The following is a 15,639-nucleotide window of genomic DNA, read 5'->3' as shown; positions in this document are numbered from 1 at the left end:
TGATATTGAATGTTTGACAATAACTGGCGAAGCTTATAATTTACTTCAAATCAACGTATCCAATTGTTTTTAATTGAAATAAATATTCACGTCGCACTTGGAGAGATTTTTTAAACCACTGAATCCACAGTTCATGGCGATAATCAAGAAAGGCCAGTATCAGGTCATTTTTGGATGGAAAGTGGCGATAGAACGTTACTTTCGTTACTTCAGATTCCTTAATGATGCGGTCAATGCCTGTAGCTCGTATACCATCACGATAAAACAACATGTGGGCTGTTTTTAGTATGCGCTCACGAGCTTTGGATACTTTTTTATTCATAATCTCTCCCTATGCAATGATTATTTTTGTAGACAGCTAAGTCTACTTAATTTACTTTATGTAGACAGATTTGTCTACATGCAATAAGGAGACATTATGGAAATCAGACAACCTGTACCTCCATTTACACTTGAAACTGCTGAACTGAAAGTTCGTCTGGCAGAAGACGCTTGGAACACCCGGAACCCAGAGAAGGTCTCGCTAGTATATACAAAAGATACATTGTGGCGTAACCGAACTGAATTTGTGGAAGGGCGTGAAGCCATTGTCGATTTTTTGACACACAAATGGAATAGAGAGATTGATTACCGTCTTATCAAAGAGTTATGGGTATTTGATACAAATCGTATTGCTGTACGCTTTGCCTATGAATGGCATGATGACTCAGATAATTGGTTCCGTAGTTTCGGTAATGAAAACTGGGAGTTTAATGGGCAAGGTTTAATGACACGTCGTTTCGCATGTATCAATGATATGCCAATCAAGGAAACGGAAAGGCTTTTTTACTGGTCATTGGGGCGTCGCCCTGATGAACATAAGGGGCTAGGTGAATATGGTTTATGAACTAATCATATACAGGATCTTAAGCAATAACCGTCTATTTTAGATAGCAAAAAGGCTTCAAAGTCGCTTAATCCTCAGATAATTATGGCTCGCAACAGGTAGGGGAAGTTATTACTTAAATTGTCAGATAACCCCTTGAAATCGTTCACCCGCCGGACCAGCAGTTAACGATTGAAGCTAAGCGGAGCGCTGTCCAGCAGTTGTTTTTACCACATCATCCTGTCTGCGTAGCGTCGGCGCAAACCGGATGGGGTATGGAAGCGATGGTGGAGACCATGATGTACTGCCTGCCTGACCGTGCCACCAGCCCGCTGGCGACGCAACTGCGCGGGAGGTTATGTAGTGAACCTGTAAAAAAGCAGGCTCGTGAGCGCTTTGGCGATGCGGTTGGGGAGGTGTTTGATTCTGCGGAAGCGGCATCATTTATTCCCGCGCCACTAAAAGCGGTTATTCGTTCAGTCCGTGAGGCTGTGGTATCCGTTGCCCGTGCCGTTTGGGACTGGATTTTCTTCTGACCTGGCTTACCTGCCATTTTCTTCGGGACATACCCTGTCCGTTCTGACGTTTTATAATTTGCCGAATTTGGCCCTATTTCTCTTTACGCCCCGCTATGGCTGCATTCAGCAACATTAAAAAAAACGTCTTCTTGTGTCCATTCCCTGTCCTTCCCCCTAGTTAAAATAACCTTTTTATTTTCAGTTAATTATCTCACTGGAGAACCTGCCTCATGGCTCAAGTTGAACGCCGTCATGACCGGCTTGATGTTATTTTTATTTCAACATTCATGTCTCCAGCTCCCATATCTGAATATCCAGACAACCACCCTTAACCCGTTCGCCGCGTTTGATGCTCATATAATCAATCTGATTGTCATCAGCCCAGAACCCGGCATGAGTCAGCGAGTCGAAAACCGCTTTAGGCAGGTTATCGAGGTCTCTCTGTCGTCTGTCTGGGGGATTGGCAACTATTTTGATTTTGATGCGGGATTGGGTATTGATACTGAGGTTTTGCTGCTGAATGATGTTGCTGATTTGCTGTCGGAGGCCACGGCAATCTTAAATTGTAATAACTCAAATCTTACCCTCCGATAGTAATATTGATTGTGTTCTGATTACGCTCTCCAGATAGGCTATGTGTGCATAGTCTGTATCTGTCAGTCTCTTTCTGCGGTCTATTTCATCGTGACAACATGAACACGCCCACGCCCCAAACAGATCATTGGGTTTCATCCCCATGCCACAAATGCCAGCCATCCGGTAATGAGCCAGAACCACTGTTTCACTATTGCCGATTGTGAGACACCTAAACGTTTTGCTCTTTCCCATTGATAGTCATCAGGAAAATTTTGGACATCCACAATGAGTACCTCATCAGGGATTTTCGTGGCGGGTTTATCGCGGGTCATGCAAGGTTCTATTTTATTGCACCACCGGAACAAGGTACATATGGAGATTTCAAAATGGGCACTCGTTTGTTCGACAGTCAACGAATGCTTGTCTTTGTATGCCAGTACTCGCTTTCGAAAATCTAAGCTGTAGCCCATCTCATTTTATGCCTTGTCATTTTAGATTTAGATATTATGTCATATTAATATGATTTAGCTATAATCTATGGCTTTCACGTTAATTATGCAAAAACGCACAGTTCAGCATTGAGCGCACAATAGTGAAAAACCTATCTATTTCCGCTGCGTTGCATCTTAAAATTCATAAGTAATCTTCCCTTATTGCTTTTTATTATAATAATAATTATTGAAATGATTATTATCAGGTAGTATTTATTGCTGTGGTTATTTTCTCTAACTGACAAAGGCATAAATGTTTATGTATCTATCGCGTAAAAAATGAATTTATTATTTTATCAATGAGTTAAGTTACTTTGTCACTGTTATGGAAAATAATATTAGTAATAACAGGGGGCGAAGAAGATGAAAAAATATCTGGTTGGCGCGTTATGTGCATTGTATTTTTTACTTGTTCCTGTTCAGGCAACTGCTCTCCGATTATTTGTAGTCCTCAGCAAACAGATGCAGAGTATTTTGCTTGTATAGGCAAGTGCGCATCAGATAATTGGTGGGCTCCAGCATGGATGTGTGCTTTACTCTGAAAATTATCGTGGACGTGGTCGGCTTCGATGATACTCAAATCAACATGGGGGTCGCCTCATTAAGTATACACTCGGTATCTGACTGATTATTTTCTCGGGTTTGTTTTGAGATCCTGGATGAACCCTTAGAAATAGATCTAATCTATGGCTTCCACGTGAACGGGATGAATCTGTCCAGTTCAGCATTGAGCGTCCAACAGTGAAAAATCTATCCACTGCCCGTAACTTAGGGTAAAGCCGTTTGTGCGTCAATATTATTTTCTCGCAAACAGAGTTAACTGTAACGGCATGATAATTCCGGACACCTCAGAAACCCGTTAGTCTAACGACAGTCAAAGACGGTGTAATCACTTTATCATACGAGGCGGTATCCTGACTCATATGGCAGTGTTTAGCAAAAGAGATAATTAAATGAATTTCAAAAATAGAATATATAAAGCCGCAGGAAGAATACCGCTAATTAAGTCTCATGAATGGCCTTTTGGCAAGATAGAAGTTGTCTTAGCTTACGACTTTAAAAAGCGTAGGCCGCAAGAGTATAGCTATTTAAAATCAAAATATAAAGACATGCTTGAACTAGTGGGGCGAGAATCCAACAGTGAGGAACAAAGATATTTTTATAATAATTTCCATTATCTTCAATGGGTGACGGAAAATGACCGCGTAGATATTTTTGCTCATTCCAGCGAGAGTTCTTTAGGTAGTCGTTATAACAGTCCGGAAGAGCTAGCTAACGATTTGAAAAGAATGTCGCTTCGCCGGGTTGGCGTGATTAAATTCCAAGCATGCTATATCGGGAGAGGAAACTGGCTAGAAAACGCACGAAAGGCCTTTATTGAAGCAGGAATTGATTTCGCTTATATGGCAGGCCCCATAGACCGCGTGGTCTGGAATAATCCTTTTATAAAATATGTGCATGGTAACCGACATCAGGCATATAAAGTGGTTAAAGGTAATATCGTTAAACAATTCCCCGGGACAAGATACACGTAATTCATGGGTATTGTGTAGTAGTCTAATTTGTCCAGAATGCTAAGACAGAATCCTGCCTTTGACCAATCCGATTACTTTTACCAACCCTGTAGTGGCATGATAATTCCGGACACCTCAAAAGCCTGCTAATGTTAATCACATGACAATGAGGTGTGACAATGAAAGTGAAACTCACCAAACGCCACTATTCCGCTGAATTTAAGCTGGAAGCGGTTCAACAGGTTATTCGCCATCAACAACGGGTTGTCGATGTTGCCCGTTCATTGGGGGGGCAATACCAGTACGCTGGGTAAATGGGTTCGCCAGTATAACGCCGAAATACAGGGGATAACGCCGGTCAGTAAGGCACTGACGCCCGAACAACGCCAGATACAAGCCTTAGAGAAACAGGTGAAACGCCTGGAAATGGAAAAAGAAATCCTAAAGCAGGCGGCCGTGCTGATGAGCGAGATGCGCAGTGGCGCTATGCGTTGATCACACGGCTGAGCCCCCGATGGCCGGTGACGGAATTGTGTCACCTTGAGCCATCTGCTGACCCATGAAGGTAGGCCGGTGGGTCGCTGGAAGGCCAGACGCTTAATGCAGGAAGGTGGCCTGCAAAGCCGTCAACCGGGGGTTCACCGTTATCGCCCGGCAGGCGAAGACGCTCTCGCCAGCCCGAATCTCTTACGGCAGTACTTTGCCCCGGCTTGCCCGAATACCCACTGGTGCTTGGCGGGTATTACAACGACATCCGACCTCATCGTTTTAATGGGGGGATTTCTCCTGCCGAATATGAAAGACAGTGGGAAGAAGCGAGAAATGTGTTCGAAACTTCTTGACCATATATGGACGCCCCGGTTGTGCAAGCACTAAATTGATACGGTTTGCGACCATATATCCGGCGTCATTATGGACTCATTTGTCCGCGCCATGATGTCATCCGCACCCTGTTTCCTTATCACAACACCGGTATCTCACTACCTTGGTCAAGAGCAGGCTCTGACAGGGACGGGAGCCGTTTTCTCATCAGTGTTTGCAAACTCGATAATGCGTCTATTTTTTGTTACTCAATTAATTGATAGTAAAAGCTTTTTTCATATTAAAATCCACGTCATCCCGCAGAACACGCCAAATAATCCGGGTCAGTTTGTTGGCTAAAGCCACCGTGGCTTTCATGAACCCGCACCGGTCAATCAGTTTTCTCAGCCACTCTCCCAGATAATCATCCCGTTTTTGAACACAACGCATCACGGCACGGGCATCGTGAATGATTAACGTTCGGAGATGACGATTGCCATGTTTGCTCAGGGAACACAGACGGCTTTTTCCTCCTGAACTGTGTTGCCGGGGAACCAGTCCACACCAGGCAGACAGTTGTCGGCCATTGGCAAATTGGGATGCACTGACGTCACTCACGAAGGCGGCCGCAATAAGGGGACCAACGCCGGGAATAGTGAGCAGATGCTCATAACCCGTTTGCTGACGGGAAAGTGCCGCTATTTCGTTATCCATGTCATGAATGCCGGTGTTCAAATTCTGCATCTCTTCCCATAAGGTATGCAATAAACGACGCAGCACACAAGACAGGTGATTGCTGTCATCTTCCAGAATATCAGGGAGATGCTGTTGAAGTTTTTGAATGTCGGCAGGCACAATCCGTCCCGATTCAGCCAGAAAAGCCCGCATTTGGTTAGCAAGTGCGATACGCTGTTCCACCATGAGTTGCCGGGCACTGCGCAGTGCCTTGATATCTTGCTGTTCCACGGTCTTGACGGGAACAAAATGAAGACCTGGACGACAGGCAGTTTCACAAATAGCCAGTGCAGCATTGGCATCGTTTTTTTGATGATGGCTGAAGGCCTTGACGTGTTGAGTCGGGACTAACCTGACGGTATATCCCATCGCTTGCAGCGTTCGCCCCCAGTAGTGAGACGTTGCACAAGCTTCCATCGCAATGACAGTGCTAGGCGGAAAAGAGCGCACGGCATCAAGCAATTTTTGCCGTGAGATTTTTCGGTTCGAGGCGACAGAACCGTCCGCCATCCAGACACAGACTTGAAAAACGTTTTTGGCGAGGTCAATGCCAACGACTTTGATCGTATTCATGATAGGTTCTCTCCCGAAAAATTCAGTGCATCGGAAAGAAAGATGGCACTATTTGCCGCTGAAAAAGGGGGCGTCCATCACATCACTACAAAAGCTGACTGGTGCGGTCTATCTGTTCTTTTAATGTTTTAAACGAATGACCATCTGTATTATGATATACTATATCAACAAGTGCCTTACGTTCTTTGCTACATGTCTCCATTAGTTTTTTGATTTCATTCGTTCCTAAGCTACCTGCCCTTGCTTCCATTACAGCCATTTGATCTAGGTGTGTATTATTTAGCCTTCGTTGTGTGTCTTTGTGAACTTGAGAATCACTGTCTTGAAGATTGTATATAGCCTGCATCGTTTTTAGATCGGTAATCAGATATTCCACTAATGGCTCTATGAGGTGTTTTTTATTGAGTGCTACATATTCATTATATTTCTTCGTCTTATCTTGTTGAATAAGTTCAATTTTTTTATTTTATAGTTATGTCTCAATGTTATACATGTACCTAACAGAGTAAGACCTCCTCCGGCTAGGCTTCCCAAAAATCCCCATAAGACAGACGGATTGTCTAATAGTATCTCTATCACTTATATAAACTCCTCTCGGTTGTTATGATTAATGTATTTCCAGATGATAGTGTTTCTTGAGTGGACGCAAAGTGGACACTGGGCAAACAAGCTGGCGGAATTTGAATTGGTTATTTAATTAATTGATAAATAATGTTTTTGTTAATTTTAAGTTGGTTGGTTACTACCAAACTTACTACCAAAAACATTTGCGATTGCTTTTTGACCGAGGAGGGGGGTAGCTATGTATATTCATATTTATAAACAGTATTTTTATGTGTCCCGCTGTCCCTGTGTCCCTTACTTATTTATATAAATATAAAAATATTATATATATTATATATTTATATGTATTTTATAAAATGCATACTCAGTACAAACGAGGGACAAGAGCGGGACAACACTTAATATAGGTGTCCCGATGCTTCAATAAAGCCCTCCCCGGAAATGAGCAACACTTTTTGCCTACGGTAAATGTTTATACGGCTATACCAGATTTAGCGGTAGAGTTAAGCAGGAATTCTTGCTTAGGTCTGTAGGAGAAAAATTTCTACATGCAGCTCTCTTTTCTGTCTGGCTACTTCATCCATTATGGGTTTTTCGCCGGGCGTAGTCTCTTGGCTTTCAAGTCCAGTAGTTTGATGTAGTTTAGGAGCGGTTAATCTTTTTCTGTAGTTTACTGTAGTGTTATGTGAAAAAATTTGAATGATGTTGGCTCGCGCTCTTGCTTGCTCATAGCTTCATTGAATCGTTCGGCGAGGGGCTTTGCCCTCAGAGATGATCCAATTTTTGAATCATTAGCATAATCATGTGGTTAGCCGTAACTCGATATTGAGCTACGGGCGGTGTGCTAATTCCCCTGCTTCGGAGCAGTTAAACCTAATCAAGGAGTTAAGGCGGAATTTTGCCTTATATATCAGCTCCCCGGCTTATCCCAGTCCAGCTTTCTAAGTTCTGCTCTCATAAAGTCATATGCAGTAATCGTAGCTCTGGTATTTTTCGCATGTTGAGTACAAAAAATAGCAAAGGCTTCTACCGGGGAAAATCGTTTTGTGTAGAAAAAGTATTTTGCCAGCGGGTGCTTCTTTTCTGCGTAGATAGGTTTATCAGGGCAATTATATTGCTCGTCCATCCAAGATATAAATTGGTCTACAGTCAGGTCATAGACTTTTTTGTCAATTTCTAACCAGTAATGATGTATTCTCTTTTTTCTATCACTACCTAATACAATTTTAATATCGGCATTGGGGAAAAATTGCTGGGCAACCATACCAAAGAATACAGAAGCCCCCTGACAAGAATTAATCGGGAAGCTATAAAAGAAAGGAATGCCCATATCATTTATTTTTTGGTGCTCTTTTTCAAATACTGTTCGCGTATCAGCCGCTAATTTAACAAGTCCGTTTTGCATAGTTTGTAATCGATATTATTTAGTTTATAGAAGGGTGAGGGAATAGTTTATCAAGCCCTGCTTTGAGGGTGAAATACTACAGGCTGAACGGCTAATATTGATGGTCAAGAAAGTGACCATGATCCAAAACCCGCCTCATGATGAAAATCAAACAGTTATCCGTAAAGCAAACTTGCGTTACGAACAATATCAAATAGATAAGCACCTTATGCCGGGGAAACTACCGATATCCCGGCAGTTAAAATCGAGGGGCTTATTAATTCTAGCGATTCGCTAGAATTAAGATAAATCAATAGGTTATATTGATGGTTGAAAAACCAACCATCATAATTACAGATAACTCTCTGTTTCTACTCATGAAGCAAAAACGCGATCATTATCACTTGCCCGTTAGCCAACCCGATGAGCACTTCCCCGGCAAGCTATTGATAAGGCTTAGTTCTAGCGAATCGCTAGAATTGAAAAAACCTTTGAAATCAAAGTAATCCAACTTTGGGTTACGGCTTGTCTTCTACTCCAATGGAGTAAAAAACCCCTTTCAAATCATTAAAGTCCAAAATTGGGCCATCTATTTCTTATACCCCCCCAACCGACGCTAATATGTACTAGTTACATAGTACAATCAAAGCGGATAAAAGATCATGCACAGAGATATGCAGAAAATACTATTGCATTGGGGCGGGTGGGTAGTGCAAGGCAGAGTTAACATTGGTTGGAAGTCGGTATCCGCCGGGTTTAAAGACGCGGTGACTTATACCAGCAACAACAAATTATCGTGCAGTGACGAGGACGGGATGGTCATTGATGGCTGTGTTGCCAAGCTGCGTACTGTCGGTATGTCTCAGGAGTGTGATTTTATCGAGCACCACTACGTTAGCGGCATGTCTAAACGTGCGATTGGCCGCAAGTTCAAGCTCAGTGAAAGCGAAGTCAGAAAGCGTATGCTGGTGGCTGAAAGTTTTATTCTTGGGTGCCTGGAGGTGTTGGACGAACCATTAGAAATAGACCTAATATATGGCTTCCACGGTAACAGGGAGAATTTGTCCAGTTCAGCATTAAACGCCCAACAGTAAAAAGCCTACCCATTGCCCGTATACCTGCGCGAACGGCTACCGCCAAATATGGCGGTAGGGTTAATTTAGACAAATTTGTCCAGTAGGGCTAAGCGGGAATTTACGCTTAGATATTTAAGCGTATATAAGACTAAATTTCTTTTCTTGCTTGGATTTTAATAATATCTATCTGTTGCTGGTTTTATTTTCCTACCGTCATCTTCAATATAATTATCGTAAATATAAATACTACTATCCGCGAATATGAAATAAGAGTTCTGTTGGCCTCTGATTGATACCGCCATTACAAAACCACGATAATCGGTACGATCCCAAGAGTCACCATCGCCCGGCGCCAACCTAAACCAGCCCTTGTTCCCGTCATCCCCCCAAGCATTAATACTAACTGAAACAGTATTACTTGAACGATTCTCTACTCGCATAATATCCCCTATATTTTTTAATACATAGAAAATAGGATTAGTGGCTTTATTAAAAACTTCTTCTAAACACGATTCTGATTATGGTTTTATATTCAATACCCACAACAATAATAAAGATAAGTGGCCTATCACATTAACTGCTGTAGTGCCGGTAGGTTGCCAAGCACCACCAATCCACAGGGGCAAAGCTCAGGTATTACGGGCAATGCAAAGCCCTTTTTAGGGCTTAGCCCACAGGGTTGCGGAAAACTTTTACCCGACCTTATAACCAATTGATAAAGTTCAAACACCCTGAAACGCAGAGTTTGAGCCGTTATGGGAATTCCCATAGCGCCCGGCTTCCCCCAATGGGGGATTCCGAAAATATCAAAGGGTTAGGCTTTTTTATTGGAATCGACCTAATATAGCCAGACTGCAAATATGCAGTCTGGTCTAAAAATATTCTGGTGATGTCCGGGGAATGGGTACAGCTTACCCCAATGGGGATTGCTGCGATTATCAAAGAGTTAAACGGGCAGGGTATGAATATGCACACTGGGTAGAAATCAGCTTACTCCAACGGAGGTTTTTGAAAATATCAAAGGATTAGCGTTTCTGTATACCGTTCTGAACCAAGCTGCATATTTACAGCTTGCCCGTATATCCACCAGCAAAGCGATTCCGTCTATTCAGCGAAATTAAGCCAACCCAATGAGTTAAATACTCCTCGGCAATACTTCTACCAATGGAGTAATTTAGAAATATATCAATAACCTTTTGATTGGGCTTAATTGGGCTGAAACAGAACAATTGATTACCTGCTGATAACCGAGAAAAGCTATAGGAGCGATCACATTAATATCTTTATTCAATAAATTGTGCTTGCCTTTGCTGGTGGACTTTGGCTATATTGACCTTGCACCAGCAAAATCTGGTGTCAGGCGTGAGAACCTGAATCAATACACGGCGACACATGACGCGCCTAGCGTCTTTTTTTGTGTCACTGCATCGCAGCACCTTTCATTTGAGGCGGTATTCGCCTATATGTATTCAATGGTGATGCTAGCGGAGCTACCGAAAGGTAGGCTGGTTTCCGTGTGTGCCAGTATTCTCACCTCTGTTAGCGTCACCACCCTTTCCGAGCGTGAGAACTCAGGTGGTGACTCCGTAAACATACACACGGAGATCGCAACTATGGCGACTATCCCTACCCCAACTCATTTCAAATTCGTGTTTCTGAGCATCAAACGTGCAGATTTGGACGCAACCCCCAGCCGTATAGCGGCTATTGCCTCCGACGAGCACAACGCCCGTTCTATGCTTTCCCGTGATTTCGTTTTGTTCTTTGCTGGTCCCTTGCCTGTTCAGGAGGTGCGCCATGTCTGATCGTTCCTTAGCAAATATCTATGCTCACCCCGCTGATGTGTTAGAGCCAGTGGCGGCATTTCTTAAGGCCGTGGAGTACCTACGATTAGACCCCGAAGCGAGGGATATCGAGGCTGATTTACTGGAATATGCGCAGCAACTCTTACAACTGCATGCCAATGAGGCCAAAAGCGCTTACTTGACCGCTGAGGCTGCCCCCTGTGTTACCCATGCTAATGAGGTGCAATATGCTTAATAATTACCGTTCTGTCATAGAAAACGGCATTGTGACGCTGTATAGCCAATCCGAAAACAGCCCAGAGATGATAGTGGCTTCATTGCCCGTTACCTCCATCTTAGACCGGGTTAATGGTGGCGAATGGGACAACCAAAGCGAATTAGCTTTACAGCTACTCATGGCATGGCTAACCACACACCCAGAGGGGCAACCCGTAGAGGATATTCGCTTCTTTCGTTGGGTAGTGGCGCATGTATGGATTTCTGAGCAAAGGGAAAAGCATCACGGTAAAGCTATCTTCAAGCTGGAAAATTCCCCTATCGTTTTACCGCTTTACTTATCAAGTGAATGTTCTGCCTTGGCAAATAATGTTGAGGGCACGTTGATTGAGCGATTCGGTCACGAGCAAGGGGTAAAGAACGCCGCTATTTTCTATCAGCAAATGCTGGAGGGTTCCCCTGAACAAGGGTTGTCTCTTTCTGATTTTGGCAGAGAAGTGCTGTTCGAACTGCATCGCAGCTTCATTGAAGAGGGTTTACCTCAGATGGCGGTCAACAAGCCGAGGATGATGCACTGATGAACAAATCTAAATCCACCAGCGTTGTAACTGAAACAGATAGTGATTGCGAGAACGAAAATACAGGGGGAGTCATGGGTACAGTTAAAGAAATCGATTTTGGCGAAGATTTTCGAGAGCCAAGAGTTGTGTCCACAATCGCGGCGTTTGAAGAAAATACGACCAAATCACGTAGCCGCAAACTCACAAAGAACATGACCAGAACTACTCCACGTGCCCAGTTGGTTAAAGGTCATAAAACTATGTTGTTTAGTGGTGGCTCAAAACATACCGGAACCAAGTCTAAAAAATGTAAACGTAAGCAAGGGAAGAAAAATAAAAAGAAAGGGAACCGGTAGCTGAGTCATACCAGTTATAAACGCGAACGCTAAAAGAAGCTCATTACAAATTTAGAGCGAAATAAACACTTATCCCCTCCACGGAATAATAGCCAATACGTAGGAAATTACATATTGGCTTTCTGTGTTTTGTTATTACAGCCTGCACATGTAAAGGGCTTATTTGTTATTTCATTAGTGGTTATGTTGCTTGCGTTTATAGCCGTTTATGACCGTTTAACGCAGGAGAAAATGCAATGAGTATTAGTGAATCGATGCTGACTAAAAAAGAAGTTAAAGCGGCGCTGCACTATAAATCTGATAGTGGCTTCCATGAGTTTTTAAAAAGAACACCTGAATTTCCAAAGTCTGTGAAATTGGGGTTAAGGCGTGTGGGATGGGCAGCAAGTGAAGTTAATGAATATATAGCATCCCGTCTTAATACCCGTGGACAGGAGGATAAATAACATGATTAAAACACACCCCAAAATAACTATCACTTTACCGCGTCCAAAAAGTTTTATTAAAGGGGGTAATTATGCCGCGTAAACATCGCTCTTCGGCAAGCCTTACTCATTTAATTGAATGCCAGCAAAAAGTAGATCGGTTAGGTCTTCAAACAATGATTAACAGCCCAGTTCCACTTAATGGAGAAACGGGAACTTATGCCACAAACCGACATACCCGTCGTAGATTGAAGAAGCTTCATGGTATAGAGGCAAAGAGAATGTGTGACTTGGGTAAGGGCAAATAATGGCAGATAAAATTTACTATTCCCGTGGACGGGATGTATACGATATTACCCCTGAGCAACGATGCGCTGAAAATACAGAACAGTTCATTGAGCAATTAATAACTGATACGGCGACTGCCAAGAAGAAACAATATTTTTGTGCAGCAATGGAACAAGGGGAACATCCAAAAGGCCAAGACCCAAAAGAAAAATACCCTGAGAAGTTTCAGGGTATCAAAAACTGGAGGCTTTCAGCATTAGCGGCTAAACGCCGCTTTGCATCGTTTGACTGCGATAGTTTTGACAGCCCCAAGACGTTTGATGCGTTAGTCAGTTACTTAAAAAAGACGTTTAAAGGTGTACTCTATACGACTTTCAATTATACCGCAGATGCTCCGCGTTGTCGTTTTGTTATTATCTTGGATTCTGAGGTAGATCGCACTGTGGGTATTCATGTATGCCAGATGATAGCCCATGGAATAGAAACGGCGATACAGCAAATCGCGGAAGAGGATTTGACCAGCGAATGGACTCCTGTCATTGGGTGGGATGAGTCTGTCTATCGTGCCGAACAACAATGCTATTTGCCAATAGTGAATGCTGTACGCCGGAAAACGAAAAGCGGGGAGGATGTGACTGATGCGATCATTCACCGTTTAGACGGCGAATTGGTAGACGTAGAGAACTATCTTGCAATGGCTCCGCTTGTGTCGAAGACAACTCCTCGGCCTGTACAGCATTATGATAGTGACACTGATTTAGAACGTTGGTTTGAGGTAGACGAGCATACATTAGCTGATTTACAGGTTGCTTTGTTTTCCCCCGCGATGCTGGCGATATCAGAGGGGGGCAGACAAAATTGGCAGAGAGTGATCGCTGCTCTTGGTAGTTTGAAAAACACACCCTATGAAGATAATGCGTACCAACTGGCGTTGGAATGGTCAGAAGCTGGTGGAGCGGCATTTGATGCTGAACATTTTGAAGCAACTTGGGATACTTCCCGTGCTGATCTCACCAGCTATAAATGGATATTTTCGCAAGCTGCCTCGCTGGGGTGGGAAAACCCCCAAATTCTTCGACCTTATTTAGCGCTGGAAAAAGTCGGTTTTTATATGACCGAGGACGGGTTAATGAAGAATGTTGAGGAGGGAAAAGGTAAGGTAAAAAGCATTGTAGCCCGGAAGATATCTGCGCCGTTCTCAGTACTGGGATTAACCCGCGATGTATACAGCGATAATTGGGGAAAGCTGATTTCATTTAAAGACAGTGATAGAGAAACGAAGCAATTCATTGTACCAAATGAGCAATTACATAAACCTGCTAGCGATATTATTCCTAATTTGTCGAAGTTGGGGTTTTATATCGGTACTGGCATGAGCCGTGACTTATTGGGTTATCTGAATATCACAACGGCAAAAGAGCGCATAACCTTAGCAACTTCGACGGGCTGGTTTAATGATCACTTGTTTGTACTGCCTGAAAGCACAATAGGCAGCTCCACCAGCAAAGTGATGTACCAATTATCCGGGCGTAAAAAGAGCGAACGCAGTCAGTTAGCGCAATCAGAATCTCTTGAAGACTGGCAGAAACTTATCAGCGCGAAATGTGCCGGTAATACCCGGTTAGTATTTTCTCTCTGTGTTGCTTTTGCTGCTCCTTTACTCAATGTATTGGGGGTTGATGGTGGGGTATTCAGCCTGAAAGGGGCTTCAACCAAAGGTAAAAGTACCGCTCAACATGTCGCTGCCTCTGTATGGGGGAGTGGTGCAACAACAGGCGGATATTCCCATAGTTGCAATACTACCTTAGTCGGGATCGAGGTATTAGCCACAGCGCATAATGACTTACCGCTAATTCTGGATGAACTGAAAAGCGTTAACCCTAAGCTGGTGGGTCAAGTTGCTTATATGCTGGCTCTTGGGCAGGGAAAGGCTCGAGGCACAAAAGACGTTACTTTGCGTGAAACGCTACAATGGCGAACTCTGGTGCTGGCATCAAGCGAAGATGCTTTCGAAAGTTATCTTAAGGCATCGGGTGAAAGTGTTGCCGCGGGTCAGCAAGCTCGCTTTGTGGATATCCCTGCGATAGTAAGCGATGAGAATGGCGTTTTTGATACCCTCCACGGACTAGGCACAGCTAAAGAATTTGCTGATTCTCTGAATGCCTTAACAACGAAATATTATGGATGTGCTGGTATCACATGGCTTGAAAAGCTTACTGCGTCTTCCCGTTCGGAGTTGGTTGATCGCTTGCGAGCGTTAATTATTCAGTTCAAGGAAGCTTATAGACCAGAAGATGCAGGAGCACAGTTAGACCGGGTATTAGAGCGGTTCGCGCTCTGTGCTGCTGCGGGAGAGCTAGCGACGGAATGGGGTATTACTGGTTGGGATACCGGGGAGTCTCTACGCTGTGTTGGTGAGTGCTTCAAAGCCTATGTAGATAGTAGGGGCACGACTGGTGATCTGGAAGCGGTAAATGGCATTGAGCGGCTGAGGGTGTATCTCAGTACTTATGGTGAATCCCGCTTTCGTTCTTCCTCTAATGACGGGGGGAGTATGCCTATATTCGATGGCTATATTACTTTATCTACCGGGGAGTGTGTTAATGTAGCTGATTTCAGCAATGAATCAGTATCTGCTGATGATACCTCCTTATCCCGTATTTATTGGATTACGTCAGAAGCATTGAAAGAACGTGTTTTGGAGGGCTGTAATTTTGATATGACACTCGCCGCTCTACACAAAAAAGGTGTGCTTGTTGGCGTAACAGAGGAGGTAGGTAAGAACGGTAAACCTCGTACCGTTTATAACCCTAAGAAACGTGATCCGCTTGGTTATAAAGACCAGCGCCGATTTTACAGGATAGACGCAGGTAAGCTATTTGAGTGATAAGA

18 protein-coding genes and 3 pseudogenes are annotated in these 15,639 nt (G+C 43.5%); 13 read left to right on the top strand and 8 right to left on the bottom strand.

Translation table 11 applies throughout. The features are described from left to right. Positions 1 to 97: 97 nt before the first annotated feature. Positions 98 to 322, bottom strand: a pseudogene (locus Xets_RS05375) (TetR/AcrR family transcriptional regulator); the annotation flags it as partial. Positions 323 to 418: 96 nt separating this feature from the next. On the opposite strand from Xets_RS05375, the gene Xets_RS05370 reads away from it, so the two are divergent. Further along, positions 419 to 886 (top strand): nuclear transport factor 2 family protein, encoded by a 468-nt coding sequence (locus Xets_RS05370; RefSeq protein ID WP_187651275.1) that lies wholly within the window; start codon positions 419 to 421, stop codon positions 884 to 886. Positions 887 to 1,044: 158 nt separating this feature from the next. After that, a pseudogene (locus Xets_RS05365) lies at positions 1,045 to 1,401 on the top strand (hypothetical protein); the annotation flags it as partial. Positions 1,402 to 1,668: 267 nt separating this feature from the next. Here Xets_RS05365 and Xets_RS05360 read toward each other — a convergent pair. The 3 genes and pseudogenes from Xets_RS05360 to Xets_RS05350 all read right to left on the bottom strand — a co-directional run bounded on the left by Xets_RS05360 (position 1,669) and on the right by Xets_RS05350 (position 2,429). Then, on the bottom strand, positions 1,669 to 1,866 hold the full coding sequence (locus Xets_RS05360) for a RusA family crossover junction endodeoxyribonuclease (RefSeq protein ID WP_338066715.1): 198 nt from the start codon (positions 1,864 to 1,866) through the stop codon (positions 1,669 to 1,671). A gap of 90 nt (positions 1,867 to 1,956) precedes the next feature. Further along, positions 1,957 to 2,175 (bottom strand): annotated as a pseudogene (locus tag Xets_RS05355) (nuclease domain-containing protein); the annotation flags it as partial. After that, a complete protein-coding gene (locus Xets_RS05350) occupies positions 2,112 to 2,429 on the bottom strand; it encodes an IS630 transposase-related protein (RefSeq protein ID WP_187651274.1) in 318 nt (105 codons plus the stop codon). The gene Xets_RS05350 and the pseudogene Xets_RS05355, both read right to left, overlap by 64 nt. A 974-nt stretch (positions 2,430 to 3,403) precedes the next feature. On the opposite strand from Xets_RS05350, the gene Xets_RS05345 reads away from it, so the two are divergent. The 3 genes from Xets_RS05345 to Xets_RS05335 all read left to right on the top strand — a co-directional run bounded on the left by Xets_RS05345 (position 3,404) and on the right by Xets_RS05335 (position 4,459). After that, a complete protein-coding gene (locus Xets_RS05345) occupies positions 3,404 to 3,985 on the top strand; it encodes a hypothetical protein (RefSeq protein ID WP_099133770.1) in 582 nt (193 codons plus the stop codon). Positions 3,986 to 4,143: 158 nt separating this feature from the next. Continuing rightward, entirely contained in the window at positions 4,144 to 4,278 is a 135-nt protein-coding gene (locus Xets_RS05340) for a transposase (RefSeq protein WP_187651273.1), read from the top strand. After that, the gene (locus Xets_RS05335) at positions 4,235 to 4,459 is read left to right on the top strand and encodes a transposase (RefSeq protein WP_187651272.1); all 225 of its coding nucleotides are present in this window, start codon (positions 4,235 to 4,237) and stop codon (positions 4,457 to 4,459) included. The genes Xets_RS05340 and Xets_RS05335 overlap by 44 nt, the downstream gene beginning before the upstream one ends. A 579-nt stretch (positions 4,460 to 5,038) precedes the next feature. Here Xets_RS05335 and Xets_RS05330 read toward each other — a convergent pair. From Xets_RS05330 to Xets_RS05320, 3 genes are all read right to left on the bottom strand, one after another. Beyond that, complete coding sequence (locus tag Xets_RS05330; protein WP_187651271.1) at positions 5,039 to 6,073, bottom strand: IS110 family transposase; 1,035 nt, start codon at positions 6,071 to 6,073, stop codon at positions 5,039 to 5,041. Positions 6,074 to 6,158: 85 nt separating this feature from the next. Next, the gene (locus Xets_RS05325; protein WP_099133767.1) at positions 6,159 to 6,449 is read right to left on the bottom strand and encodes a hypothetical protein; all 291 of its coding nucleotides are present in this window, start codon (positions 6,447 to 6,449) and stop codon (positions 6,159 to 6,161) included. Positions 6,450 to 7,547: 1,098 nt separating this feature from the next. Then, positions 7,548 to 8,042, bottom strand: coding sequence for a hypothetical protein (locus Xets_RS05320; protein ID WP_099133766.1), 495 nt, complete (start codon positions 8,040 to 8,042; stop codon positions 7,548 to 7,550). Between the two features lie 641 nt (positions 8,043 to 8,683). Here Xets_RS05320 and Xets_RS05315 point away from each other — a divergent pair. Continuing rightward, positions 8,684 to 9,115: an antiterminator Q family protein gene (locus Xets_RS05315; RefSeq protein WP_187651270.1), complete on the top strand. Its 432-nt coding sequence runs from the start codon at positions 8,684 to 8,686 to the stop codon at positions 9,113 to 9,115. Between the two features lie 155 nt (positions 9,116 to 9,270). Here the strand turns inward: Xets_RS05315 and Xets_RS05310 are convergent, their stop codons facing one another. After that, on the bottom strand, positions 9,271 to 9,537 hold the full coding sequence (locus Xets_RS05310; RefSeq protein ID WP_187651269.1) for a hypothetical protein: 267 nt from the start codon (positions 9,535 to 9,537) through the stop codon (positions 9,271 to 9,273). Positions 9,538 to 10,410: 873 nt separating this feature from the next. On the opposite strand from Xets_RS05310, the gene Xets_RS05305 reads away from it, so the two are divergent. From Xets_RS05305 to Xets_RS05275, 7 genes are all read left to right on the top strand, one after another. Continuing rightward, complete coding sequence (locus Xets_RS05305; RefSeq protein ID WP_274540011.1) at positions 10,411 to 10,902, top strand: host cell division inhibitor Icd-like protein; 492 nt, start codon at positions 10,411 to 10,413, stop codon at positions 10,900 to 10,902. Beyond that, positions 10,895 to 11,137, top strand: coding sequence for a hypothetical protein (locus Xets_RS05300; RefSeq protein ID WP_187651268.1), 243 nt, complete (start codon positions 10,895 to 10,897; stop codon positions 11,135 to 11,137). Before Xets_RS05305 ends, Xets_RS05300 begins: the two co-directional genes overlap by 8 nt. Beyond that, positions 11,130 to 11,696 carry a hypothetical protein gene (locus Xets_RS05295; RefSeq protein ID WP_099133760.1) on the top strand — a complete coding sequence of 189 codons (567 nt, stop codon included), beginning with the start codon at positions 11,130 to 11,132 and terminating at the stop codon, positions 11,694 to 11,696. Before Xets_RS05300 ends, Xets_RS05295 begins: the two co-directional genes overlap by 8 nt. Further along, positions 11,696 to 12,034 (top strand): hypothetical protein, encoded by a 339-nt coding sequence (locus Xets_RS05290; protein ID WP_099133759.1) that lies wholly within the window; start codon positions 11,696 to 11,698, stop codon positions 12,032 to 12,034. Before Xets_RS05295 ends, Xets_RS05290 begins: the two co-directional genes overlap by 1 nt. Positions 12,035 to 12,270: 236 nt before the next feature. After that, positions 12,271 to 12,480: an AlpA family transcriptional regulator gene (locus Xets_RS05285; RefSeq protein ID WP_187651267.1), complete on the top strand. Its 210-nt coding sequence runs from the start codon at positions 12,271 to 12,273 to the stop codon at positions 12,478 to 12,480. A gap of 71 nt (positions 12,481 to 12,551) precedes the next feature. Then, entirely contained in the window at positions 12,552 to 12,767 is a 216-nt protein-coding gene (locus Xets_RS05280) for a hypothetical protein (RefSeq protein ID WP_099133757.1), read from the top strand. Then, positions 12,767 to 15,634, top strand: coding sequence for a DUF927 domain-containing protein (locus Xets_RS05275; RefSeq protein WP_187651266.1), 2,868 nt, complete (start codon positions 12,767 to 12,769; stop codon positions 15,632 to 15,634). Before Xets_RS05280 ends, Xets_RS05275 begins: the two co-directional genes overlap by 1 nt. Positions 15,635 to 15,639: the final 5 nt, after the last annotated feature.

Origin of the sequence: Xenorhabdus sp. TS4 (genome assembly GCF_014467265.1) — a bacterium.
Taxonomy (GTDB): Bacteria; Pseudomonadota; Gammaproteobacteria; order Enterobacterales; family Enterobacteriaceae; genus Xenorhabdus; species Xenorhabdus ehlersii.
Note: the sequence above shows the minus strand (reverse complement) of the source record. Positions and strands in the feature narration are given on the sequence as shown.

What these genes read in the sequence shown, in the direction of transcription:
- Xets_RS05285 (WP_187651267.1), top strand. Translation starts at nt 12,271, where the DNA reads ATGAGTATTAGTGAATCGATGCTGACTAAAAAAGAAGTTAAAGCGGCG.
- Xets_RS05330 (WP_187651271.1), bottom strand. Translation starts at nt 6,073, where the DNA reads ATGAATACGATCAAAGTCGTTGGCATTGACCTCGCCAAAAACGTTTTT.
- Xets_RS05280 (WP_099133757.1), top strand. Translation starts at nt 12,552, where the DNA reads ATGCCGCGTAAACATCGCTCTTCGGCAAGCCTTACTCATTTAATTGAA.
- Xets_RS05345 (WP_099133770.1), top strand. Translation starts at nt 3,404, where the DNA reads ATGAATTTCAAAAATAGAATATATAAAGCCGCAGGAAGAATACCGCTA.
- Xets_RS05315 (WP_187651270.1), top strand. Translation starts at nt 8,684, where the DNA reads ATGCACAGAGATATGCAGAAAATACTATTGCATTGGGGCGGGTGGGTA.
- Xets_RS05300 (WP_187651268.1), top strand. Translation starts at nt 10,895, where the DNA reads ATGTCTGATCGTTCCTTAGCAAATATCTATGCTCACCCCGCTGATGTG.
- Xets_RS05335 (WP_187651272.1), top strand. Translation starts at nt 4,235, where the DNA reads ATGTTGCCCGTTCATTGGGGGGGCAATACCAGTACGCTGGGTAAATGG.
- Xets_RS05320 (WP_099133766.1), bottom strand. Translation starts at nt 8,042, where the DNA reads ATGCAAAACGGACTTGTTAAATTAGCGGCTGATACGCGAACAGTATTT.
- Xets_RS05290 (WP_099133759.1), top strand. Translation starts at nt 11,696, where the DNA reads ATGAACAAATCTAAATCCACCAGCGTTGTAACTGAAACAGATAGTGAT.
- Xets_RS05370 (WP_187651275.1), top strand. Translation starts at nt 419, where the DNA reads ATGGAAATCAGACAACCTGTACCTCCATTTACACTTGAAACTGCTGAA.
- Xets_RS05310 (WP_187651269.1), bottom strand. Translation starts at nt 9,537, where the DNA reads ATGCGAGTAGAGAATCGTTCAAGTAATACTGTTTCAGTTAGTATTAAT.
- Xets_RS05350 (WP_187651274.1), bottom strand. Translation starts at nt 2,429, where the DNA reads ATGGGCTACAGCTTAGATTTTCGAAAGCGAGTACTGGCATACAAAGAC.
- Xets_RS05295 (WP_099133760.1), top strand. Translation starts at nt 11,130, where the DNA reads ATGCTTAATAATTACCGTTCTGTCATAGAAAACGGCATTGTGACGCTG.
- Xets_RS05340 (WP_187651273.1), top strand. Translation starts at nt 4,144, where the DNA reads ATGAAAGTGAAACTCACCAAACGCCACTATTCCGCTGAATTTAAGCTG.
- Xets_RS05275 (WP_187651266.1), top strand. Translation starts at nt 12,767, where the DNA reads ATGGCAGATAAAATTTACTATTCCCGTGGACGGGATGTATACGATATT.